The organism is Haliea atlantica, from assembly GCF_054779855.1.
Genome location: NZ_BAAGXL010000027.1, coordinates 1 through 21,065 on the forward strand (window position 1 = coordinate 1; position 21,065 = coordinate 21,065).

A 21,065-nucleotide genomic window follows, 5' to 3' on the forward strand; every position below is an offset into this window, starting at 1 on the left:
GTGCATTTCATGCCGCAAGTATATCAAACACCTGTCGCTTTACTAATGAAAAAGTTAGTAAATGCCAATGGCCGGGTCCACAGATAGATTTTGCGGAGCTCCACTGGCCATGCCGCGTATAGTCAGGCCGACCGTACCTTTGGAACCGGGTGATTCGAAGCCCGCTACTCCGGGAATTTCTCCCATCAGGTCACCCGTGTTGGTGATGCTGCGTTTTTCAATGGCACTTGAGCCCAGAGCAGTAATGGAAATAGGCGTATCCTGAAGACTCTCCTCTCTTTTCTGAGCGGTTACGACTACTTCCTCCAGTGCACCTGCAGACTGGGCGATGGCAAAGCCTGGCAAACCCGAGCTTAGGCAAACCGAGATGGCGATAGCCATTGATTTAGGCTTAAACATTGTTTGTTGCATAAACTTTCCCCTTATTATCAATTAAGCATGGCCATGAACAGTACTGATATGAGAGTGCAAGGATCTCATCCCCCTTGTGTAATGACCGGGAACGCCCAGAGTTTGCTGTAATCAACGGGCTCCGACATCGTGCAAATGTATGATCCACGCTCCAGAAGCGTGGATAGCTTCAGCAGACCTGCCACTTCATCACATGCGTGTATCGCCTGATTCCTGCAAAGGGATATACCAGGCCTGAAGGACACGATTCCGCGGCCTTGAACAGCCGTGGCCGCGGTCTTTGGTTCGGTTCGAGCTTCAAAAACGTAATGCGGCCACCGGTTGTCCGGCAGATATTCAACAAAAAATTTTTATAAGCCATATGGCTTGCAAAATAACGTGGGCTGGCGCAAGCTTTCACCAAACGATGCAAAGCAGGCTTTTATTCTCAATGCCCAAGCAGGTCGACCACCACCAGCGCCGTGCCATGATCGCTGCGGCAGCAGCCAGCTGCATAGCCGCTCAGGGTCTGCAAGGCACCACCATGCGGGTCATCGCGCAATCTGCCGGCGTTTCCAAGGGAATCGTCGAGCACTACTTCGCCAACAAGGACGAAGTCATCGAAGCCGCCCTGGAGCAGGTCAACGTTCGCTATCTGGCCCGCGAAAAAAAACTGACCGCTGGACTGACAGGCCTTTCCGCCCTGCGAGCCAGACTCCGCTGCGTACTGCCACTTGAGGGGGACTCCCGGCAGGCCTGGAAAATCCGCCTGTGTTTCTGGAGTGTGGCCGCGATTCATCCCGAAACGCGGCGCGAGCAGCAGACTCGACTGAAGCTGACCCGCGGACGCTATCTGCAGGACCTGCGCGCGGCACAAGACAACGGTGAGATACCATCTCTGTCCAACCCGGAACAGATCGCCACCGACCTGGGGCTGCTTATGGCCGGCGCCGCCTGTGGCGCGCTGCTCGACCCGCATTACTACAGCCGGAAATACCTGACATCGCTCATCGACCGCACCCTCGACCACCTGACACGGGAGCCACAACCATGACCGAACGCGACTACAGCGCCGACGACGCCCTGCTCACCCAGGCCTGGGACCAGTTCTGCGACCAGCTCAAGGCCGCCGGCCGCATTCCCTTTCGCGACGGCGTCCCGGCGGGCGATCTCAGTCGCAGCGCCGGCTTCCGCTGTCTGGCACAGAACATCGGTCTCGGTATGCAGTTCTTCCTCGAGAACGACGACCCCCTGCACCCGGAGCTGCTCCACTACTTCGACCCCATTCGCAAGCAGGGCGGCGACAACCCGGACGCGGTCTATGTCGGCGCGCCGATCAACGGCACCGACACCTACCGTATTCACGGCAATCGCGGCAGCGCGCGCTACTTTGCCGTCACCGTGGTGGAAACCGGAAACACGCCCTGGGGTGGCGGTGTCGCCAGTTCCCTCTTCAGCCAGGACCTCGAGGTGGAAGAGGACGGCAGCTTTGAGCTGATCTGCAGCCCCGATCCGCATCCCGGCAACTGGCTGAAAACCACGCCGAACACCTTCCGGGTGACCTTCCGTCAGTTTTTTGCCGACTGGGAGAACGAGCGCCCCATGCACGCCAGCATCGATCGCATCAGCGGTGAGCCCGCCCCCAAGGCAGTGATGGATCCAGAGCGCCTGCATCGCGGCCTGGATACCGTGTCGCGCTGGGTGGGCGACTCCCTCAACTACTGGGCCGACATGATCGAGCGCTGGAAGGTACAGCCCAACACCTTCCTGTCCTATCGGCAGCTGGACGACAATGCCCTCGACGTGACGCCCGGCGGCGAACCGCTGATCGCCTACTGGCAGCTGCCGGCGGACGAGGCCATCGTGGTTCGCGTGACCCCGCCGGATGCGCACTACTGGGCGGTGGAGTTCGGCAACTACTGGTGGTGCTCGATGGACTATCGCAGCATCCTCAGCAACACCAACTGCCACTATGCGCAGCTGGAAGACAACGGTGAACTGATCCTGGTGATTTCCCACGTCGACACGGGTCACGCCAACTGGCTGGACCCGGCGGGCTTCCAGGAAGGTTACGTGACCGTGCGCTGGATGCAGGCCGACCACTACCCGATTCCCCAGGCGACCCAGGTCAAACTCAAGGAACTCGATCAACACCTGCCCGCCGGGGCAAGGACAGTCACCGCCGAGCAGCGGGCAGAACAGATCGCCGCCCGGCGGCGCGGGGTGATTCAGCGTTTTGGGGTGTAACAACCACGACAGCGACCCGACTGCAGCGGCAGCGAATCCGGGCTGGGCTGTCACAACATGATTGCGAGACTGACGACGAGGACAGGAACATGGATCTGCAACTGCAAGGCAAGACCGCCATTATCACCGGCGGCAGCGGCGGTATCGGCCGCGGGCTGGTACTGGAATTCGCCCGCGAGGGCCTGAATGTGGTGAGCGCCTCCCGCGACCTGGCCACCGGCGAAAAGCTCGCCGCCGAGGCGGCGGAGATGGGGTTGTCCGGCAAGGTCCTGGCGGTGAAGACCGACGTCACCGACCGCGCCAGCGTGGACGCCATGGTCGCAAAAACCCGCGAAGCCTTCGGTCCGGTGGATGTGCTGGTCAACAACGCCGGCGGCGTCGCCCACCCCTCGGATTTCGAGAAGCTGGACGCGGACGCCCGGCGCTGGGAAATCGCCCTCAACGTCGATGGCGTGGTGAACTGCTGCCAGGCAGTGGCCGAGGACATGCTCTCGCGCCAGACCGGCAGCATCATCAATGTCTCCTCCAACTCCTCGCTGCTCGGCGAGGCCGCCGCCAATATCGTGCACTACGGCGGTGTAAAGGGCTTCGTCAACAGCTTCAGCAAGGGCCTGGCCTGGGAATGGGCGCGCAAGGGCGTGCGGGTGAACAATATCTGTCCCGGCTGGATCGTGCCCCGGGACGAGAGCGAGGTGGGTGAAGGCAGCTTCTGGAACCGCTTCGGCTTCGAGACCATGGGCAAACCCGATGACATGGAAAAAGCCCTGGAGGAAGGCAGCCTCTACAACATGAGCGGCCTGCCCATTCCCCGGCTCGGTCGCCCCGAGGACATCGCCTGGCTGGCCCTGTTCCTGGCCAGCGAGCGCTCCGGCTACATCACCGGCCAGATGGTATCGGTCAGCGGTGGGGCCTGGATGCCATGAGCCAGTGGACACCCCCGCCACGCCCCGACTGGGTACAACAGGTCATCGACGAAGGGCGGCACATGGACATCCGCAGCCTGGTTCCCCTGGAGCCGGAGGAGCTGATGGCCACAGCGCGCCGCAATACCGGTTTCGACGACTTCGGCGAAGACAGCTGGCTGGAGGGTTTTCACGTCTTCCTCCAGGCGCTCGACGAAGAGGCGGAGCTGCACCTGCTCGGCCGGCTGATGACCCGCTCCGATATCCTGCGCTGGCTGGAGGCGCGCCTGGGCATCGAGGCAGCCTACGCCAAGCACCCGGAAATCGAGGATGAAGTGATCGACCAGCCGGTGATCGTCACCGGCCTGCCCCGCTCCGGCACCTCGATCCTGTTCGAGCTGCTCAGCCAGGACCCGCAGTTCGGTTCGCCGCGCAACTGGGAAATCATGTTCCCCTACCCGCCGCCGGAAGCCGCGAGCTACCACAGCGACCCGCGTATCGAGCGCTGCCAGCACCTGGTGACCCAGTGGAATCGGGTGGTCCCCACCTACGCCGCCATGCACGAGATGGGCGCGGAGATTCCCAACGAGTGCATCGTCGCCATGAGCTGCACCTTCCTGTCGGAGAACCTGCCCGGCCAGTACCAGATACCCAGCTATAACGCCTGGTACTACCAGCAGGACCTCAGGCCCGCCTACGCCTATTACCGGCGCATGCTCAAGCTGTTGCAGTGGAAGAACCCCCGACGCCACTGGCTGCTAAAGGCGCCCTCCCACCTGGGCAACCTGCCGGTGGTCTTCGACACCTTCCCCGACGCGCGCGTGGTGATCACCCACCGCGACCCCATCGTGGCCCAGGCCTCGGTGACCAACCTGCTGGGCACCCTCTACTGGATGCGCAGCAGCCAGGCCTTCGATGCCCGCGCCTTCGAGAACCTGATGACCCCGGAAGCCGGCGCCGCGCGGCTGGATGCGGTCGTCGAGTTGCTGGAGCAGGGCTCGGTGTCGCGAGGCCAAGTGCACAACTTCCTCTACGCCGACCTGGTGCGCCAGCCCTTGCCAGCGCTCGAGTCCCTCTACCGGGACATGGGTCAGTCACTGGACGAAACGGCACGGGAAGCCATGCAGACCTACCTCGCGCGCAAGCCACAGGGCAAATTCGGCAAGCACCAGTACAGCCTCGGGGAGCAGCGGGAAAATGCCCGCAAGCGCCAGCTCTACCAGCGCTACCAGACCTACTTCAACGTCCCTGACGAAGCCTGACCCGACCAGGAGAACCCCATGCCTTCCGTCATGATCAAATACGAGTGCCGGGCACCCGCGGAAACTACCCGCCTGTCCTTTGCCGACATGTACGACCTGACCCTGGAGCAGATCGCCTGGATCGACGCCCAGGGCTTCCCGGTCACCATCAACTTCTGCGAGCACCATGGCAGCGCCGACGGCTACCTGCCCAGCCCGGTGGCCATGGCGGCCGCCGCCGCGCGTGTCACGCGCAATGTACGCCTGCAGGTGAATGTGCTGATGCCCTTCAATGACCCCCTGCGGGTCGCCGAGGATGTCGCCGTGCTGGACCAGCTGAGCCGGGGCCGCGCCGAGGTGCTTCTGCTGGGCGGCTATGTCAGCAGCGAAATGACCATGTTCGGGGTCGACCCCAAGCAGCGCGGCGCCCTGATGGAGGAGGGCGTACAGACCCTGAAGAAAGCCTGGAGCGGCGACGCGTTCGAATACCGCAGTCGCCCCGCGCGCATCACCCCGCCGCCACTGCAGTCACCCCACCCCACAATCTACATGGGCGGCAGCTCGGCCCCGGCGGCGCGACGCGCAGCCCGGGAAGGGGACGGCTTCATCGGCGGCATGCCCCACCTGAATGATATCTATGTCGCGGAGTGCCAGCACCTGGGCAAGACCCCGCGCTTCCAGGCGGAAATGCCCTTCTCCTTCCTCTATGTGTCGGACCAGCCCGAAGCGGACTGGGAACGCCTGGCGCCCTTCGCGCTTTATGAAACCAACTGCTACGCGAAATGGCAGGAAAGTACCGACCTGGACATGCTCTTCAGCAGCGCCATGGATGCCGACGCACTGAAAGCACTGGGCACCTACCAGGTCGTCAAGGCGGAGGAGGTGGTTGCCCGTGCGCCGCAGATGGCGGACAACGACGCCCTGGTATTGCACCCCCTGGTGGGCGGCCTGGAAACCGAACTGAGCTGGCGCACGCTGAAGAATTTCTTCCAGCAGGTGGCACCGAAGATTGCGGTCACCCCCCTGTAAACAAGCGCGCCGCCCCCGACTACAAACCTTAAGTTTCCTGGATATGTCGCATAATAGGCATAACAAAAGCTGATAGTTAAACCGCTCCCCCCGGTGCTAGCATGGCGCTTTCCCCGACGACCGGGAGGCTACTTTGACGACAGCACTACCCAGCGCGGGCGCCCTGGCGGGCGTGCGCGTTCTCGACCTCAGCCGGGTACTGGCCGGCCCCTGGGCGACACAGATCCTGGCCGATCTGGGCGCCGAGGTGGTCAAGATCGAGCACCCCCAGGGCGGCGATGACACCCGCGGCTGGGGGCCGCCCTTTGTCGAACGGGAGGACGGCTCCCGCGATGCCGCCTATTACTTCGTCGCCAACCGCAACAAGCGCTCGGTGGCCCTCGATATCAGCCGTCCCGAGGGGCAGGAGGCGGTGCGCCGCCTGGCCGCCCAAAGCCAGGTGCTGGTGGAAAACTTCAAGCTCGGCGGGCTGGCCAAATACGGCCTGGACTACGACAGCCTGCGCCAGGTCAACCCCGCCTTGGTCTACTGCTCGGTCACCGGTTTTGGCCAGACCGGCCCCGATGCCAGGCGCCCGGGCTATGACTACCTGATCCAGGGCCGCAGCGGCCTGATGAGCATCACCGGCCAGCCGGACGGCCAGCCCGGTGCCGAGCCCATGAAAGTGGGGGTGGCCACCTCGGACTTGTCCGCCGGGCTCTATGCCACCATCGGCATCCTCGCGGCCCTGCGCCACGCCGAGCGCACCGGGGAGGGCCAGCACCTGGACATCTCCCTGCTCGACTGCCAGGTCAGCCTGCTCGCCAACCAGGCCCAGAACTACCTGGTCTCCGGCAAGACACCGGTGCGCCTGGGCAATGCCCACCCCAATGTCGCCCCCTACCAGGTCTTCGAGTCTGCCGACGGCTACCTGATCCTCGCCGTGGGCAATGATCGACAGTTCGCGGCCTTCTGCCGCGAGGCCGGCGTGCCGGCGCTGAGCGAGGACCCGCGATTTGCCCGCAACGCCGATCGCGTGGCCAACCGCGAGGCCCTGGCCGAGGTCATCCAGCCCCTGATGCACCAGCGCCGCAGTAACGACTGGTTCCGCGCGCTGGAGGCCGCTTCGGTGCCCTGCGGACCGATCAACAGCATCGACAAGATCTTCGAGGACCCCCAGGTACTGGCCCGGGACATGCGCCTGGACATGCCCCTGCCCAAGGGGGCGTCCATCCCCCAGGTGGCCAGCCCCCTGCGACTCTCCGCCACGCCACCCCGTTATCGCGCTGCCCCGCCGGCTCTCGGCGAGCATACCGCCGAGGTGCTGGCGGAGCTGGGTCTGGGGGACTCGACGGAACCCAACCTGCCAACGACCGATACGGAGAAACCCCATGCTTGAGTGGCCGCGCCCGGCGCGCATTCCACCAGAGGACGAGGCCCTGCGCAGCGAGATCCGCGCCTTTCTCGCGGAGCACCTCCCCGACCTGCCCGCGGATATCCTGTCCCGTTCCTGGATGGGTTTCGATGCCGCGTTTTCCCGCAAACTGGGCGCCGCCGGCTGGCTCGGCCTGACCATTCCCAGCGAGTACGGCGGGGCTGGCCGCAACGCCTTCGCCCGCTTCGTGGTGGTCGAGGAGCTGCTGGCCCACGGCGCCCCCGTCGCCGCCCACTGGATCGCCGACCGCCAGAGCGCGCCGCTGATCCTCAAGTTCGGCACCGAGGCCCAGCGCCAACAGTACATTCCCGCCATCTGTCGCGGCGAACTCTACTTCTGCATCGGCATGAGCGAGCCGGCTTCCGGCTCCGACCTGGCCAGCGTGCAGACCCGGGCGACCCGAAACGAGCGGGGCTGGCAGCTCAAGGGGCGCAAGATCTGGACCACCATGGCCCACCACTCCCATTACATGATCGCACTGGTCCGCACCGCCGGGGGGCCGGAGGATCGCCGCGAGGGCCTGTCGCAGTTCATCATCGACCTCAGCCTGCCCGGTGTGACCGTGGAGCCGATCCGCGACCTGACCGGTGATGCCCACTTCAACGAAGTGATTTTCGACGACGTCCAGCTGCCCCCGGATGCCCTGATTGGTGAAGAAGGCGCCGGCTGGAAGCAGGTCAATGCCGAGCTGGCCTTCGAGCGCAGCGGCCCCGAGCGCATCCTCTCCGCCATCATGCTGCTGGAGTGCTGGATCAACTGGCTGCGGGAGCATGGCCACGACAGCGCCGACGAGGAACTGGCGGGGCGTCTCGCCGCGCGCCTGGCAGTGTTGCGCGCCTTTTCGATGGGCGTGACCGGTCGCCTGGCCGAGGGGGAGAGCCCGGTCATCGAGGCCGCGCTGTTCAAGGACGTGGGGACCGGCTTCGAGCAGTCGCTGCCACCGCTGATCAGCGACGCCCTGGGGCGCCGACCAGAGCTGCCCTTGCCTGCGGAGCTGGAACGCACCCTGGCCTACACTGCGGCGATTGCACCGAGCTATTCACTGCGCGGTGGTACACGGGAAATTCTGCGCGGCATGGTCGCGCGCGGCATGGGGTTACGCTGATGACTTCACTCTACGCAGACGCGATTCACACCCTGCTCGGGGATCTTTGCCACGGCGCGGGCCTGCGCGCCCAGCAGCGGGAAGAGAACATCGACGACACCTGGAAAGCCCTGGTGGAATCCGGCTTTCTCAATGCCCTGCTGCCGGAAGAAGCGGGCGGCGTCGGCCTGTCACTGGCCGAGGCGTTGCCAGTGCTGCAGGCTGCCGGTTATCACGGCCTGGCACTGCCCTTTATCGACACCCTGCTGATCCGTGCGGCCCTCGGCATCGATGACAGCGAGGCAGAGCAAGCCATTGCGCTGGCCCAACTGGACGCGAGCGGCGACAGCGCCCTGCTGTTGCAACCGGCCCTGCGCGGTGTACAGGCAGTCATTGTCGCCAGCGGGGAGGAAACCCTGCTCCGCCCGGTCACCGGCCGCGAGGGTGCGCAGGTGAGCCTGGGGCCGATCCAGCAGCGCTTCGGGTTTGCTGTCGACAAGCTCGCGCTGGGCGCCTTCATGGAAAGTGCCTGGATGGTTGGCGCCCTGCAGCGGCTGCTGGAAATGACCGTCGACTACGCCAACGAGCGCCAGCAGTTTGGTCGCCCCATCGGCAAGTTCCAGGCCCTGCAGCAGCAGATCAGCGTGATGACCGGTCACGGCCACAGTGCCGTGGTGGCCCTCTCGGTTGCCGCCGGTGGTGCCCGCCTCAACGAAGGTCGGCTGCTGCTTGACCCGGCCCATGTCGCCGCCGGGCGCGTGGTCATCTGCGAAGCGGCGCAACCGGCCGCCGACGTCGCCCATGCGGTCCACGGTGCCATCGGGGTCACCGAGGAGTACGATCTGCAGCTGTGGACCCAGCGCCTGCTGGCCGGGCGCCGCAGCTGCGGATCCGACAGCTACTGGTCCCGGCAGCTGGGCACCTTCTGCCTGGACGGCACCGACCGCCTCTACGCCACCGTGCAGGAAAAACTCGCCCCGGCGCTCTAACAAAGGAAGCCCCAATGTCCCTGGTACTGATCGACATCAACGCGCACATCGCCACCCTGACCCTGAACCAGCCGGAGCTGCACAACCCGATCTCCGACCGGCCCACGGTTGACGCCCTGGTGGCGGCTCTGCAACAGGTGGACGCCGACCCCGAGGTGAGAGTGATCATCCTCACCGGCGCCGGCCGCTCCTTTTCCTCGGGCGGCAATATCAAGACCATGTTGCCCGACAACCCGGACAGCCTGGCGGCGGCGGATCCGGTCGACACCCCCGCCAACTACCAGCGCGGCATCCAGCGCATTCCGCTGGTATTCGAACAGCTGAAGACGCCGGTAATCGCCGCGGTCAACGGCGCCGCCATGGGCGCCGGCTGCGACCTCGCCTGCATGTGCGACATCCGCATCGCCAGCAGCCGCGCGCGCTTCTCGGAGAATTTCGTCAAGCTCGGCCTGATTGCCGGCGATGGCGGCGCCTGGCTGCTGCAGCGCATCGTCGGCTTTTCCAAGGCCGCGGAGATGGCCTTCACCGGCGACATGCTGGACGCCGAGGCGGCCCTCGCCTGCGGGCTGGTGTCCCGGGTGGTCCCCGAGGAATCGCTGATGGAGGAGGCCCGCGCCCTGGCCACGCGCATCGCTGCCAACCCGCCCCACGCGGTGCAGCAAACCAAGCGCCTGCTGGTCCAGGGCCGCCAGGGAAGCCTGGCCACTTTGCTGGAAACCGCCGCGGCCATTCAGGCACTGATGCATACCACCGATGCCCACCGGGACGCGGTGGAGGCCTTCAGCAAGCGCTAGACAACACCGCCATGGACCTGCGCCAGCTGAAATCCTTTATTGCGGTGGCCGAGAGCGGCACCCTCAGCCGGGCGGCCGATCGCCTGCAGCTGTCCCAGCCGGGCCTGTCGCGCCAGATCCAGCTGCTGGAGGCAGCCGTCGGCCAACCGCTGTTCGACCGCCACGCCCGGGGCATGAGCCTGACCGCCGAAGGCGAGAAGCTCCTGGAGCGCGTACGCGGCCCGGTCCGCCAGCTGGAGGGCGCCATTGATGAGGCGCGGGACGCCGGAGCCAACCCCGCCGGCCGCGTGGTCCTGGGTATGGTGCCTTCGGTCAGCGACCTGCTCGCCGCTCGCCTCGCCCTGCAATTGCAGCAGGCCTACCCGGATATTTCCCTGCGCCTGGTAGACGGCTATGGGGGTCACCTGCTGGACTGGCTCTACCGGGGCGATATCGACCTGGCGCTGATGTATGGCCCAGGTAGCGAATTCCACTGCCCCAGTCGCGAACTGTTCTACGAGCCCCTGCATCTGGCCGGCCCGCCGGGACAGCTCAGCCGCGAGCGACCCAGCACCATTCAGGCCATCTGCGACCTGCCACTGGTGCTGCCGAGTACCGGGCACGGCCTGCGCGGACGGGTCGAGAGCGCCGCCCACCAGGCAGGAAGAACGCTGCAGGTTGCCATGGAAGTGGATTCCTTCCGGGTGATGAAGGCGCTGGTGTCGGCCGGCTTCGGTTACACCATCTTGCCGGCCTCGGCACTGCGGGAGGATGTCGCGACGGGTCGCCTGTCCGCCACCGCCGTGGAAGGACCGCGGCTGATGCGACAGATTGTGCTGGCCCAGGCCCCGGGACTGCCTCCCGGTCGCGCTACCCTCTGCGTGGCAGCGCAGATCCGCGCGCTCATCGAGAGCCTGATAGACCAGGGCGAGCTGGCGGGTGCACTGCTGGCCGCGAAAACCTGAGGCCCAGAACAACCTGGGCTCGGCGGCTGTGACGCAGGCGGACAGTGCTTACAGCGCTGCCGCGTAGTCCTGCATGGCGCCAGCCAGGGTGAAATCCCGTTCGGTGATACCCCCGGCGTCGTGGGTCGTCAGCGCCACCGATACCCGATTATAGACATTGAACCACTCGGGATGGTGATTCATCTGCTCCGCCTGCAGGGCGCTGCGGCTCATGAAGGCGAAAGCCGCCTTGAAATCGGCAAACTGGAAATCCCGAGCCAGCTTGCCCTCGCGCAGCTCCCAGCCCGGCAGCGCCGCCAGGCGCTGGCTGATTTCGGTCTCGTTCATCGGTTTATCTGACATGATCTCACGGCCCTCCCAGGCTCTCGATGGTGGCGCACCGGGAGGATGCGCTGCGTGCTCGCACTCACTCCTCGCCGACTGCCCTCGCGCGTGACTGTTCACCTGCCGGCGCCTGGTCCAGCAGGAAATGATCGGGCTTCGGTTCCCGGGTCATGTTCCAGTAATCCACCAGGCGCCAGGGGCTGGACAGGTACAGGCGCCCCTTGCTGTTCTGGTAATAACTCTTGACCCGCGGGTGGCCCCAGATCATCTGCTTCAGCTTGGCATCCAGCTGGTCATTGTACGCATCGTGCGCCTCGCGGGTCACTTCCAGCGTGCTCGCCCCACGCTGATGCATGAGGTCCAGGCAGGCGAGAATGTAATGGATCTGGCTCTCCGCCAGGATATTCACCCCACCGCCGTGATTGGGCGCGCTGTTGGGACCGGAGCCGACAAACAGGTTGGGGAAGCCGGGCACCAGCAGACCGTAATAGGCCCGGGGATCCTCCTCGCCCCAGAGGTCGCGGATGCTGACACCATCGCGGCCGGTCACTTCCACCGTGGAGAGCATCTTGGCGTGCTGGTAGCCGGTGGCGAAAATGATCACATCCAGTTCCACCAGGCGACCGTCCGCGGTGATGATACCGTTTTCCACAATGCGCTCGATGCCATCGGTCTCCAGGCTCACATTTTCACGCTTGAGCATGTCGAACCAGCCATTGTCCATGCAGAAGCGCTTGCCGCCGGGCGGGTAATCCGGCGTCACCTTCTCCTTCAGGTCCGGGCGACCCGCCAGCTTCTCGTCGATATAGCCCAGCAGGTACTGGCGAATCTGCTCATTGGTGGCGTTCACCGAGACCTCCGGCATCTGCCACTCGGGGTCGATCAGCACGTTGTTGTACCAGTTGTCCGAGGCATTCCAGTAGGTCTGCAGGCGCCACCACTGGGCGTAATGGGGAATCTCGCGCATGGCCCGGCAGACCGGCTCCGGGACCTTCTCGTTGAGGTTGGCGATGGGCATCACCCAGTGCTTCGAGCGCTGGAAGACGGTCAGGTGCGCGGCGATTTTCGCCATTTCCGGGGAAACCTGCATGGAGCTGGCGCCGGTGCCGATCACCGCCACGCGCTTGCCGGCCAGGTCAATACTGTCGTCCCAGCGTGCGGTGTGCATCTTTTCGCCGCGAAAGCTCTCGTGCCCGGGGATATTGAAGGGCTTGGGGCGGGTACTGAAACCCACGGCTGTCATGACCGCGTTGTAGTGGCGCAGGGTTTCACTGCCATCCGCCAGGGAACGGGTGAGAACATCCCACAGGCCGGTTTTCTCGTTCCAGGTGCAGCTGACCACCTCGGTACTGAAAATCACCCGCTTGCGGATGCCAAACTTCTCCGCCGTATGCACCAGGTAGTCCTGGTTCTCCTGGCCCCGGGAAAACCAGTGCTTCCAGTCACCATTCAACTCGAAGGAGTAGGAGTAGTAATGGCTGGGCGTATCCACCGCCAGGCCGGGATAGCGGGTGTGGAACCAGGTGCCTCCCACCTCGGGGTTGCGCTCGACAATGTCGTAATCATAGCCCGCCTCGGCGAAGCGTACGCCGGCATTGATACCGGTCAGCCCCGCACCGATGATCAGGATACGGAAACCCTCGGGCGGCTGTCCGTAAGGTACCGGGTCCTGGCCGGGAATATGGGTAAAACCCGACTGCTCCAGCACCAGCGGCACAAATTCGTCGGCAACCGGCTCACCCACGCAGACACTCATCATGCGCTGCAGGGTCTTCTCGTCATGTGCGAGCGGACGCGGCGGCGGATCCTGGGTCAGCAGCGCCTGCAGCTTCTCCCGGAGGGCCTCGGCCAGCGCCTCGGGGACCGCAGCACCACCCGCCATCTGTGGGTGAATGTATGGTGCGTAGTGATCCAGTTCGGCGGTATCGCCGGACAGGTGCACGTAGACCATCAACAAAGTGGGTACATCCGCCCCGGCGAGCACTTCCCGCAGGCCCTCGTGGTCGCGGATGGGCAGTACCGACAAGTCGTTGGCGGTGGAACGCAGTTGGGGAATCTCGGTCATTGGGCAATCCAGAGGCAAAGGTAAAACAGGGCTTGAGGGAAACTGGCCGCAGCCATTCGGCTGTCTTGCTTATTATTTAATTATTCATAATATATTAAAGTCCGGGCCGAGTCGCAAGCGCCCAGAAGGGGAAGACCTGACGGTCCGGGAGCTCAAAGTAAAGCCGGCAACCGGAGAACCCGGTTGCCGCAAGGAATGGGCGGGGAGAGGCCCGACCCGCTGTCGGGTCGGGCCGGGATGGTTACAGCTCGAGCGTAAAGTCGATGCCGAAGGTGCGCGGCATGTTGTAAACCGCTGTCATGTTGATGACCTCGTTACCGAACACGTTGATATCATCCTCGTCCAGCAGGTTCTTGGCCCACACCGAAACGTTGATTACCCCGGGACCGGTGGCAATGCCCGCCAGGCCGGCTCGTGCATCGAGAATCCAGTAGGCATCCCGCACCGACAACCTGTCCGCCTCCGGAAAACCGGTGGCGAGAGCCACGTTGTCGGTCTCGGAAAGGTAGCGCGCATCGAGGCGAGCGAAGGGGTTGCCACCGGCCAGCTGCTGCGGAAACTCGTAGTCCAGCGATATGCGACCGTTGAGATCGGGCGCACGGATCGGGCGCACCTGGTCGGCAATATCGACACCATTGCGCAGGTACTCCTTGTACTCGAGGTCATACCAGCCCAGGGTCGTGCTCAAGGTGAGGCCATCGGTCAGGATCGCATCGACTTCCAGTTCCGCCCCGGTGATTTCCACCTGGCCGGCATTCTCGAAGCGCTGCTTGCCATCGTTGAAGGTCTGTACCTGCAGATCCTCGTAGTCCATGAAGAAGGCCGCTGCGTTGACGCGCAGGCGGTTGTCGAGGAACTGTGACTTCAGACCCACCTCGTAGTTGGTCATCTCCTCGGGGTCATAGGCAATGCCATTCATGATACCCCCGGCGGAGAAGCCGGTGCCCACCTTGGCATAACCCATGACGTCCTGAGTCCAGTTGTAACTCAGTACGACCGTGTAGTTGGTCTGGCCATAATCCAGGGTGTAGACCCCTTCGCCCAGATCACCTGCGCCGGCGGACGCGCCGGTCTCGATCAGGTTGATCTCGCGTTCGTCCTCGGTACGGCGCAGCCCGAGGGTGAGATCCAGCTTGTCAGTGACCGAGTAGGTGCCTTGGATAAAGGCAGCCATGGACTCGTTGTCAGTCGCCGAGGTGTTTACGCCATTGCCGAAAATGGGGTCCAGGAATGACGGCACGACCACGCCGTTTTCCACCGGCTGCAGCACACCCAGCACGTTGTGCGCTTCCGACTCCTCCTGGAAGTAGAACAGGCCCGTGACCAGCGTCAGGCGATCTGTAGTCCAGGTCAGCTGCAGCTCCTGGCTGACCTGGTCCTGCTCCAGTGAACGCGCGGTAAGCAGAGTGAAAAAGCTGTCATTAGGGCCCGGCGGATTGGCGAGAATTCCGGCAACATCACCAGCGAAAAGCGCGCCCATTTGCGCCGTGGTGAATTTCCAGCCACCGGTGCCACCGAGGTCGTAGATGGACGGGCGCTGCTTCATTTCCCGGTAGGCCGTGATGCTCTTGAAGCTGAGCTGGTCATTGATTTCCCAGCTCAAGGTGAGATTGTGTCCGCTGATGCGCAGCGGCTCTTCGCTGGTGGCATTGGCAACACGGTTCAGCGGTTCAGTGCTGAGGTTGGTGATGCCGCCAAACAGCGGCTGAAAGGCATTGATGCCCGCCACCAGCGGCGCCGTGGCACCGACGATGCCCAGCTGCTGCACGGGAGCACCCACGGTCTTGCTGTCGGTGTGGTCAAAGCGATAATCGATCAGCACGCTGTCGCTGGCTTCGAACTGGGCACCCAGCATGAAGGCATCGGCCTCCTTGCCACCCAGCTCGTTGGCATAAGTGAGTACACCCATGCTGGGATCACGCAAGCGAAGATCGACACTGTCCCCCGCTATCAGGTTCTTCGTGTAACCGTCCATCTCGTCATGCAGGTAGCTCATCTTCAGACTGAGGCGCCCCATGGCCGGCAAATTCAGCGTTGTGCGACTGCGGAAAGCACTGTAGTTGCCGATGGAAATGTCCTGCTTGAGGCCAAACTCCCCCGTGGGCGCCGCCGTGGTGATGCTGATGGCCCCCCCGGTGGAGTTGCGACCGAACAGGGTGCCCTGGGGACCGCGCAAGACCTCCACCCGCTCGATGTCGGCAAGGTCGAAGATGGAGCCGATGGTGCGCCCGATGTAAACACCATCCAGATAGGTAGCAATCTTCGGATCCACTGCCGCATCGGACACCCCGGAGGAGACACCCCGAATATTGATCTGGGGGATGGTACTGCGGCCCTGATTGACAATGTTGAGGTTGGGCGCGAGATTGCTCAGTCCCTCAAGGTTGGTCACCCGAAAATCACTCAGCGTGTCACTGCTGAGGGCCGTCACGGCAATCGGTACGTTCTGCAGATTTTCCTCGCGCTTCTGCGCGGTAACGATGATTTCTTCCAGGGCGGTACTGCGCTGAGCAGCCTCCTGGGCCAGGGCGCTACCGCCGATGACCAAGGCTACGGCGGATACCATGGCGCGAACAGGCAGGGACGTTGCTCTCATGCTTTTCTCCAGTCATTTATAATTTATATCTGGTTATCAACGGGTACCCGATACACCGTCGGGCACCCTGGGCCCAGGGCCATTATCCATCAACTGCCGGAAACTGGCAGTACAATCAGGCAGCCCGCTCGGCCTCCCGTTGCCGGGCGCGGACCTTCATCTCCTCCATTTCCTCATAATACACCCCCTCGCTGATCACATTGGAAAGCTCGGGGTAATCCACCGCCAGCACATTGCGCATGCCGATGGCTTCCCGAGCAGCCTCGGGGGTCAAATGCAGAATGTCTTCATACTTGAGCATGAAGTATGGCTCGGAAGTCCGCCCAATCAGCAGCCCCCGCTCCATGCGCTCGACGATCGCCTGCATGCACTCGGGATAGTGCAGCGTTGTGCGCATCAGCTGACCCGTCAACAGGGTACTGTTGATGATGGTCAGCTTGCCCGCCAGTTTTGGACCCAGGTGCTTGTGGGTATTGGTGATTTTCATCGCCGTGGGCACCATCTCGTTGATGATGTCGAAGGGGGCCGCGGCGAGAATGTGCTCAAAGATGTCGTGAATCTGCGAGCTGCGCATCGCCCAGTATTCCATGTCACTGCGGGGCTCGTGCAGCTCAATGATGTTGGGCTCGAACTGGCGGTCGTAGAGATAGCGGTAGTAAATCCCCCCCACGGTCTCCGGCGGGTAGTCCTTGAAGTCGTCGCGCTCCATGGTGGAGAGATAGCGCTCGGAGAGCCACTTGGCAAAGGCAGGATTGACGGCCTTTTCCTCATCAAACAGCTGCTGGATCTCCTCCGGGTCCTCCACCGCGCCAAGGGCCTCGAACAGGGCCGGCAGCGAGTAGGTGGAAGGCAGGTCGCGCCCGGTGCGCCCCAGCATGCGCAGGGCAATCGCGTCACGCACCCGCGCGTCGTTCAAATACTTCGAGGAGCTGAGCAGGATCGAGCTCTCGGAAACGGGCTGGCTGACGCCCTTCATCAGGTAGGGGGTTTTCTTGTCCGTCATGTTGTGGGTACCTCGATTCGTCTGTTGGGATCGGTCGTGGCTGCCTCAGGCGGCAGCCGGACTGAGCATTTCACCGGGAGCGGCACCCGTGGGGCGACCTTCGGCAAAGGTCACCTCGCCATTGACCATGGTCAGGCGCATCGGCGCCGGGTCGCGGGTAAAGCGCCAGGTGGTGCCGCCGTTCTCGTCGGGCACGTCGAAGGCCTTCTTCATCGGCCGGCGATCGACCTCATCCAGGTTGAACACGGTGATGTCGGCACGCTTGCCGACCTGGATCTTGCCCAGGTCCTGCAGACCAAAGAAGTCGGCAATCTTGCCGGTCTGGGCGTGCACCGCCTCCTCCACGCTGATCCAGCCCTTTTCGCGGCAGTAGTAGCTCAACAGGCGGATGTTTTCCCCACCGCCGCAGAGCATCTGACCGTGGGCGCCGGCGTCGGAGATGTTGGGCACCGTCCAGGGGTCCTTGATCAGGCCGACCACCATCTGCTCGTCCTGGGGGAAAGGCGCCATGTGAATGGTGGAGTGCACGGAGTTCTTCACCAGCCACTCGGCCATGGCGTCCGAGGGATGCACACCCAGCTGTTCGGCATACTCGGCCAGGGAGATGTCAGTGGGCCCAACGCCGTTTTCCGAGTTGATCAACAGCAGACTCTGGGGGTTGGCGAAGGGGGAATGCTTCCAGACCTTCTCGTCCCAGCTGGCCCGGGCACGGGCGCGCCAGTCGGGGTCCTGCAGCAGTCGGAGTTTTTCCTCCTCGCTCTCCGCCAGCACGACCTCGTGCCAGACATAGTCATTGGACTGGGCAAAGATCAGGGACTTCTTGATGCTGATTACGCTGGTCGGCGGCACATGGGCAAAGCCGGCGCGTATGTCCCGCTTTTCCTGCTTGAAGCGCTCCCGCAGGGGACCCACCTTTTCCTCGATGTCCTTCTGGAAGGTCAGGGTCGGCGCCATGCCGGCCACCTGGGCGCGGATCGGGCGGTCGCCAATCAGCCGGTCGATACGTTCGATGGACTGCGGCGCGGTCTTGCGCATGAAGGTGTCCACGATGACCTGCAGGGTGGCACCGGGATGTTTCGCCAGGACATCCAGCAGGGCCTCCCACTCCGCATCGTCGGCCTTGAGCGTGGGGACCGGGCGATCCTGGCCGTCGTGATCCAGCAGGTTGGAGGACATGCCCAGGGCACCGGCAGCCAGGGCCTCGTCAAGCATGTCGCACATGCGCTGCACTTCCTCGGGGGTCGCCGCGCGCTCCCAGGCCTCCAGGCCCATCACCACCAGGCGAATGGCCAGGTGCCCGACAAAGGCCCCGTAGTTGGCCGGCACCTTGACCTTGCTGGTCATGGACGCCTTGTACTCGGGCCAGCTGCGCCAATCCCAGGGCAGGTGCTCCAGGAAGGGCGCCACGGGGATGTCCTCGAAGAAGGAAAAGATATTCACCATCTCCATGCGCACGGCCTCGTCGTCGGAGACCGGTGCAGCGGTGAAGCCACAGTTGCCGAGGATGGTGGTGGTCACACCGTAACCCGGCAGCGGATCCAGGTCCGGCTGCCACCACATGTTGGCATCGAAGTGGGTGTGGGTTTCGATAAAGCCCGGCGCCACATAGCAGCCGCTGGCGTCCACCACCTGCTCGCCGGCCTCCGGCTGCAGCCCGGGGGCGACCTCGGCGATGCGCCCGTCGCGCACCCGCACGTCCGCGGCAAAAGCCGGTGCACCAGTGCCATCGATGACCGAGCCACCGCGAATCAGGGTATTGTTCATGGGATTAATCTCCAATGTTGATTCAACACGTCAATTGGCCGCCAGCGCGTACTGGCGCTCGCGCAGCCCCACCAGGGCCAGGCAGGCGGCGGAAATCACAAAACCACCAATCATCAGACTCACCGGAGCCACATAGCTGCCGGTCATTTCCCGCACCAGACCGACCACCGGGGACAGACCAAACAGAAAGGGCAGCGTGGTCAGGCCGGTGAGACCGCTGACAAAGGCAAAACGCTGCTGGCCGAAGATGCGCACCACGACGACGGCCTTGGCGGTACCAAATCCCCCCAGGCAGATACCGATCAGTACAGCATCCAGGACCAGCAGGGGGTAGGAGACCGGCGCAATCAGGATCAGCCAGACCACCATCTGCAGCAGGGCGTTGCCGAGCAGCACCCCCGCCGCATTGAAGCGGTCCGCCAGGGTGCCCAGCAACAGCGAGCCGATCACCGCGGAGCCGCCGGAAATAGCCAGCAGCAGAGTGGCCTTTTCCATCGACCAGTCACTCTCCACCAGCAGGGGTACCATATGGGTGTTCTTGGCGATGCCGGCGCCCATCATCAGACCTGTCGCCAGCACCAGGGGCAGGAATGCGGGATGCCCGAGCACATCGCGCAGAAGGGGATTGCTACTCACGCCCTGCCCGCCCGCAGCTCTCCGCTTCTCCGCGTCGCTCCCGACGGCCCCCACGAGGTGTTGCGGGCGATCAACCACAAACAGCAGCAGGGGCAAAACCGCCAGGTATCCCGCCGCAATCAGCCACAGCAGCCCCTCAAAGCCCAGCACCGGAAGCAGCTTCACCACGGCCAGGGGCACCAGCGTCACTGCCACCGGCATCATCACCAGCCCCAGCACAAAGCCCTGACGGCGGGTGAACCAGTTGTTGACCAGGGTGATCGCGGGAATATTGCCCAGCAGGCTGACCCCGGGGCCGATGAGCAGGCCGAAACAGGCGAGCATGACCGGGTAGCTGTCCGTGAGGGTCATACCGGCGAAGCCCAGGGAGGCGAGGACCGCGCCGCTCATCATCACCGGACGAATGGAGATCCGCCCCAGCAGGCTGCCGATGAAGGGCGCCACCAGACCGGTGGCCAGCACCACCAGGGAAAAGGCCAGTGCCGCCTGGGCACGACCCACGGCGAAATGCCGCTCGAACTCGAGAATCAGCACCCCAAAGGAGCCGTAGCACAGGCCAACCGCGGTGTTCTGGGCGACAAAGGCGATCACGGCCATAAACCGGGCATGGCGTTCCGGGTCCGGCAAACTGCTCGTCTGCACCGTGTCCAGGGGGCGTGCGGCAGCCGCCTGTCCACTCGCAGGGAGATCGGTGCTTGCAGTACTCTCAGGCATGTTGGATCATTGTTAACATTATTTAGTAAACGCCGTTCAGAATAAGAGGCGGGCGCGAGTCAGGTCAAGAAAAAACGGTTCAGGCGACTGTACCGGCCGCACCACCCAAAGGGTGGATCGCAGTCGGCACATGGCCCAGGAGGGGGACAACATGGCGACACAGACATCGGCGCGGGGGCGCAAGCCCTCGCTGTCTCGGGAGAAGATCGTCCAGCGCACCCTGGAGTTGCTCGCCGAACTGCCCCCCGATCAGTTCAGCCTGCGCCGCCTGGCGCAGAGTCTCGGCATCACCCCGGCCGCCCTCTACGCCTACTTTTCCGGCCAGGAGGAGCTACTCAAGGCCGCCGCCATGGAGGTGGCCAACGGCATTGACCTCAGCGGCATCGACGAAGCGGGGCCCTGGCGCGACAACCTGCAGCGCTGGGCCCAGGCCGTACGTGCCCGCTACCTGCAGTACCCCCACATCGCCCTGTTGATGCAGATGAGCCCCTATGTACCGCCCGGCTGGTTCCGGGTCATCCTCCCGGTTTTGCGCCTGCTGCGCGCCAGCGGCCTGCGCGACGAAGCTCTGCTTGTTGCCTTCAAGAGCTTTATCCGCGGGGTCGCCGGCCTGGTCATGGTGGAGCTGCAACACGACGCCGTGGTCAGCCCGGTGCACCGGCAGGATGCCCGGGACGCGCTGACCGCACTGTCCGAGGGAGACCGCAGGCAGCTGGAGGAACTCCTACCGAGACTCGGCCCCGACAACAGCGAAGAGCTGTTCAACCAGACCGTGGAAGTCCTGCTGGAAGGTATCGCCGTGCGCACGCGCGGATAATTCCTCAACGCCAGCTTCCCTCACCACACCCCGCGGCCCCTTCCAGCCCGACAGCCCGAAGTCGCACGCCGGGCTTACCTGACTAATAAATTATGTGTAATATATTGTTAAT

General features: G+C 63.8%; 18 protein-coding genes. 11 read left to right on the forward strand and 7 right to left on the reverse strand.

Going from position 1 to position 21,065, the window contains the following annotated elements; all coding sequences use genetic code 11:
• Positions 1-54 precede the first annotated feature (54 nt).
• Positions 55-411 (reverse strand): TonB-dependent receptor plug domain-containing protein, encoded by a 357-nt coding sequence (locus ACYVGS_RS16655; RefSeq protein WP_460589817.1) that lies wholly within the window; start codon positions 409-411, stop codon positions 55-57.
• A gap of 430 nt (positions 412-841) precedes the next feature.
• On the opposite strand from ACYVGS_RS16655, the gene ACYVGS_RS16660 reads away from it, so the two are divergent.
• The 10 genes from ACYVGS_RS16660 (at position 842) to ACYVGS_RS16705 (ending at position 11,034) form a co-directional block, all read left to right on the forward strand.
• Entirely contained in the window at positions 842-1,444 is a 603-nt protein-coding gene (locus tag ACYVGS_RS16660) for a TetR family transcriptional regulator C-terminal domain-containing protein (protein ID WP_460589818.1), read from the forward strand.
• Positions 1,441-2,637, forward strand: a complete 1,197-nt coding sequence (locus ACYVGS_RS16665; RefSeq protein ID WP_460589819.1) for a DUF1214 domain-containing protein — start codon at positions 1,441-1,443, stop codon at positions 2,635-2,637. Before ACYVGS_RS16660 ends, ACYVGS_RS16665 begins: the two co-directional genes overlap by 4 nt.
• Positions 2,638-2,726: 89 nt before the next feature.
• Complete coding sequence (locus ACYVGS_RS16670; RefSeq protein ID WP_460589820.1) at positions 2,727-3,560, forward strand: SDR family NAD(P)-dependent oxidoreductase; 834 nt, start codon at positions 2,727-2,729, stop codon at positions 3,558-3,560.
• A complete protein-coding gene (locus ACYVGS_RS16675) occupies positions 3,557-4,801 on the forward strand; it encodes a sulfotransferase family protein (protein WP_460589821.1) in 1,245 nt (414 codons plus the stop codon). The genes ACYVGS_RS16670 and ACYVGS_RS16675 overlap by 4 nt, the downstream gene beginning before the upstream one ends.
• 18 nt (positions 4,802-4,819) lie before the next feature.
• Positions 4,820-5,809, forward strand: coding sequence for an LLM class flavin-dependent oxidoreductase (locus ACYVGS_RS16680; protein WP_460589822.1), 990 nt, complete (start codon positions 4,820-4,822; stop codon positions 5,807-5,809).
• 133 nt (positions 5,810-5,942) lie between these two features.
• Positions 5,943-7,187 (forward strand): CaiB/BaiF CoA transferase family protein, encoded by a 1,245-nt coding sequence (locus ACYVGS_RS16685; RefSeq protein WP_460589823.1) that lies wholly within the window; start codon positions 5,943-5,945, stop codon positions 7,185-7,187.
• Positions 7,180-8,328 (forward strand): acyl-CoA dehydrogenase family protein, encoded by a 1,149-nt coding sequence (locus ACYVGS_RS16690; protein ID WP_460589824.1) that lies wholly within the window; start codon positions 7,180-7,182, stop codon positions 8,326-8,328. The genes ACYVGS_RS16685 and ACYVGS_RS16690 overlap by 8 nt, the downstream gene beginning before the upstream one ends.
• Positions 8,328-9,296 (forward strand): acyl-CoA dehydrogenase family protein, encoded by a 969-nt coding sequence (locus tag ACYVGS_RS16695; protein WP_460589825.1) that lies wholly within the window; start codon positions 8,328-8,330, stop codon positions 9,294-9,296. The genes ACYVGS_RS16690 and ACYVGS_RS16695 overlap by 1 nt, the downstream gene beginning before the upstream one ends.
• Before the next feature lie 14 nt (positions 9,297-9,310).
• A complete protein-coding gene (locus tag ACYVGS_RS16700; protein ID WP_460589826.1) occupies positions 9,311-10,090 on the forward strand; it encodes a Clp protease/crotonase-like domain-containing protein in 780 nt (259 codons plus the stop codon).
• Positions 10,091-10,101: 11 nt separating this feature from the next.
• Complete coding sequence (locus tag ACYVGS_RS16705; protein WP_460589827.1) at positions 10,102-11,034, forward strand: LysR family transcriptional regulator; 933 nt, start codon at positions 10,102-10,104, stop codon at positions 11,032-11,034.
• Between the two features lie 48 nt (positions 11,035-11,082).
• On the opposite strand, the gene ACYVGS_RS16710 is transcribed toward ACYVGS_RS16705, so the two are convergent.
• From ACYVGS_RS16710 to ACYVGS_RS16735, 6 genes are all read right to left on the reverse strand, one after another.
• Positions 11,083-11,376 carry a 4a-hydroxytetrahydrobiopterin dehydratase gene (locus tag ACYVGS_RS16710; protein WP_460589828.1) on the reverse strand — a complete coding sequence of 98 codons (294 nt, stop codon included), beginning with the start codon at positions 11,374-11,376 and terminating at the stop codon, positions 11,083-11,085.
• Positions 11,377-11,440: 64 nt separating this feature from the next.
• On the reverse strand, positions 11,441-13,423 hold the full coding sequence (locus ACYVGS_RS16715; protein ID WP_460589829.1) for a flavin-containing monooxygenase: 1,983 nt from the start codon (positions 13,421-13,423) through the stop codon (positions 11,441-11,443).
• 241 nt (positions 13,424-13,664) lie between these two features.
• Positions 13,665-16,019 carry a TonB-dependent receptor gene (locus ACYVGS_RS16720; RefSeq protein WP_460589830.1) on the reverse strand — a complete coding sequence of 785 codons (2,355 nt, stop codon included), beginning with the start codon at positions 16,017-16,019 and terminating at the stop codon, positions 13,665-13,667.
• 115 nt (positions 16,020-16,134) lie between these two features.
• A complete protein-coding gene (locus ACYVGS_RS16725) occupies positions 16,135-17,022 on the reverse strand; it encodes a Coq4 family protein (protein ID WP_460589831.1) in 888 nt (295 codons plus the stop codon).
• 45 nt (positions 17,023-17,067) lie between these two features.
• Positions 17,068-18,786 carry an N-acyl-D-amino-acid deacylase family protein gene (locus ACYVGS_RS16730; protein WP_460589832.1) on the reverse strand — a complete coding sequence of 573 codons (1,719 nt, stop codon included), beginning with the start codon at positions 18,784-18,786 and terminating at the stop codon, positions 17,068-17,070.
• Between the two features lie 30 nt (positions 18,787-18,816).
• Positions 18,817-20,136 (reverse strand): MFS transporter, encoded by a 1,320-nt coding sequence (locus ACYVGS_RS16735; protein ID WP_460589833.1) that lies wholly within the window; start codon positions 20,134-20,136, stop codon positions 18,817-18,819.
• Positions 20,137-20,287: 151 nt separating this feature from the next.
• Here ACYVGS_RS16735 and ACYVGS_RS16740 point away from each other — a divergent pair, with 151 nt between their 5' ends.
• A complete protein-coding gene (locus ACYVGS_RS16740) occupies positions 20,288-20,953 on the forward strand; it encodes a TetR/AcrR family transcriptional regulator (protein ID WP_460589834.1) in 666 nt (221 codons plus the stop codon).
• Positions 20,954-21,065: the final 112 nt, after the last annotated feature.

Excerpts from the sequence above, each read along its gene's own strand:
- ACYVGS_RS16655 (WP_460589817.1), bottom strand. The coding sequence starts at position 411 with ATGCAACAAACAATGTTTAAGCCTAAATCAATGGCTATCGCCATCTCG.
- ACYVGS_RS16660 (WP_460589818.1), top strand. The coding sequence starts at position 842 with ATGCCCAAGCAGGTCGACCACCACCAGCGCCGTGCCATGATCGCTGCG.
- ACYVGS_RS16665 (WP_460589819.1), top strand. The coding sequence starts at position 1,441 with ATGACCGAACGCGACTACAGCGCCGACGACGCCCTGCTCACCCAGGCC.
- ACYVGS_RS16670 (WP_460589820.1), top strand. The coding sequence starts at position 2,727 with ATGGATCTGCAACTGCAAGGCAAGACCGCCATTATCACCGGCGGCAGC.
- ACYVGS_RS16675 (WP_460589821.1), top strand. The coding sequence starts at position 3,557 with ATGAGCCAGTGGACACCCCCGCCACGCCCCGACTGGGTACAACAGGTC.
- ACYVGS_RS16680 (WP_460589822.1), top strand. The coding sequence starts at position 4,820 with ATGCCTTCCGTCATGATCAAATACGAGTGCCGGGCACCCGCGGAAACT.
- ACYVGS_RS16690 (WP_460589824.1), top strand. The coding sequence starts at position 7,180 with ATGCTTGAGTGGCCGCGCCCGGCGCGCATTCCACCAGAGGACGAGGCC.
- ACYVGS_RS16695 (WP_460589825.1), top strand. The coding sequence starts at position 8,328 with ATGACTTCACTCTACGCAGACGCGATTCACACCCTGCTCGGGGATCTT.
- ACYVGS_RS16700 (WP_460589826.1), top strand. The coding sequence starts at position 9,311 with ATGTCCCTGGTACTGATCGACATCAACGCGCACATCGCCACCCTGACC.
- ACYVGS_RS16705 (WP_460589827.1), top strand. The coding sequence starts at position 10,102 with ATGGACCTGCGCCAGCTGAAATCCTTTATTGCGGTGGCCGAGAGCGGC.
- ACYVGS_RS16710 (WP_460589828.1), bottom strand. The coding sequence starts at position 11,376 with ATGTCAGATAAACCGATGAACGAGACCGAAATCAGCCAGCGCCTGGCG.
- ACYVGS_RS16715 (WP_460589829.1), bottom strand. The coding sequence starts at position 13,423 with ATGACCGAGATTCCCCAACTGCGTTCCACCGCCAACGACTTGTCGGTA.
- ACYVGS_RS16720 (WP_460589830.1), bottom strand. The coding sequence starts at position 16,019 with ATGAGAGCAACGTCCCTGCCTGTTCGCGCCATGGTATCCGCCGTAGCC.
- ACYVGS_RS16725 (WP_460589831.1), bottom strand. The coding sequence starts at position 17,022 with ATGACGGACAAGAAAACCCCCTACCTGATGAAGGGCGTCAGCCAGCCC.
- ACYVGS_RS16730 (WP_460589832.1), bottom strand. The coding sequence starts at position 18,786 with ATGAACAATACCCTGATTCGCGGTGGCTCGGTCATCGATGGCACTGGT.
- ACYVGS_RS16735 (WP_460589833.1), bottom strand. The coding sequence starts at position 20,136 with ATGCCTGAGAGTACTGCAAGCACCGATCTCCCTGCGAGTGGACAGGCG.
- ACYVGS_RS16740 (WP_460589834.1), top strand. The coding sequence starts at position 20,288 with ATGGCGACACAGACATCGGCGCGGGGGCGCAAGCCCTCGCTGTCTCGG.